2 protein-coding genes are annotated in these 1,299 nt (G+C 33.5%); both read right to left on the bottom strand.

Annotation, left to right across the window (positions count from 1 at the left end; genetic code table 11):
• Nucleotides 1–776 (bottom strand): transposase (locus SLH48_RS22365; protein WP_320259919.1); only part of this gene is annotated, 776 nt, incomplete at its 3' end.
• A 4-nt stretch (nt 777–780) separates the two neighbouring features.
• Nucleotides 781–1,179: an IS200/IS605 family transposase gene (tnpA, locus tag SLH48_RS22360; protein ID WP_214484953.1), complete on the bottom strand. Its 399-nt coding sequence runs from the start codon at nt 1,177–1,179 to the stop codon at nt 781–783.
• Nucleotides 1,180–1,299 lie beyond the last annotated feature (120 nt).

The following is a 1,299-nucleotide window of genomic DNA, read 5'->3' as shown; positions in this document are numbered from 1 at the left end:
AAACGAATAACAGAAATTTGATTATCAATCGCAAAATTAACAATTGCGCGACTTATTTTGTGGTCTTGGTCTTTCATATATCGTTGTTCCTTATCATCGAGCTTGCGAATAGCTTGTAGTTTTTTAGCCTTACCCAAGCGTTGTCTGTTCTTTCTAAAATACCGTTTAACATACTTATTTTTTCTACCATTACCAAAGAATTTAGTTTTGTCGTTATCTGTTACAGCTACGGCAGGGACTTTCAACCCTAAATCAACGCCCATCACTTTTGTTCCATTCCTATATTCAGTAGGAATAGTGACAGAAATTTGGGCAATCCATTTGTTTGATTTTTTAGTGATACGAAGAGTGCCTAACTTATGTTTTAACAAGTCAAAGTTACGATTCTTTTTATCTACTAATAAAGCACGAACAGGGACTTTTTTAGATTTACCGTTCAACATTAATGGTAGATAAATATTTTCAAAATCGAATGAATAGTTTTGGTTATTCCATACACAAACAGGCTGTTTAAGAACAGGAATTATTTTATATTTACTTTTCTTTATCTTTGTAGAAAATACACTTTTCGCATCCTTAATAGCTTGGTTTTTTACAGCACTCGGTAGGATTGCATTTACGTGCTTACTTGTTTTCTTTGTACTTTTCTTTTCTTCTACCATTTCTGAAATGAGTGTATTAATTGTAGAAATATACTCATAGCTCATCTTGGTTAAAACATCGGCTTGTTCTTTTGTTGGAAGCAATTTAATTTTCACAGTGATTGTTTGTTTCACAGTCTCACCCCCTCGTTTTTTGTTGTTCAACGTATCTTTTAATCGTTTGACTTGATACATTTCCAGCAGTTGAAACGAAATAAGAACGTGTCCATAAGCTCGGCAAGTGTTGAAGATGAGGAAACTCCTTCCTCAATGTACTAGAAGTCACTCCTTTAATTTTTGCCATAATATCAGCAGGACTTAATGTCGGCAAAGCATTAAGAAATAAATGAGAGTGGTCTTTATCACATTCAATAGCAATAATTTGAATGTCCAATTCTTCACATATTTCTTGAACCAACTGCTTAAAACGTTCTTCAACCTTTGTTTGAAGGAATATCTTTCGCCTATACCGTGGGCAGAAAACAAAATGATAGTTAATTAATGAAACAGTAGTCTTGGTTCTTCTATATTCTTCCATAACATTAATTTATCAGTTTTAGTGTTTTACTGCAACAAAAAATGTAGGGAATTTCAGATACTTAATGTAGCAGAAGCTACACCGTATCTGATCTCACTACCATCCCACACCTTAAGGAGT

This window comes from Cytobacillus sp. IB215316, from assembly GCF_033963865.1.
Taxonomy (GTDB): Bacteria; Bacillota; Bacilli; order Bacillales; family SM2101; genus Nanhaiella; species Nanhaiella sioensis.
The sequence above is the reverse complement of the archived record's forward strand: the minus strand, read 5'-3'. Positions and strand labels throughout refer to the sequence as shown.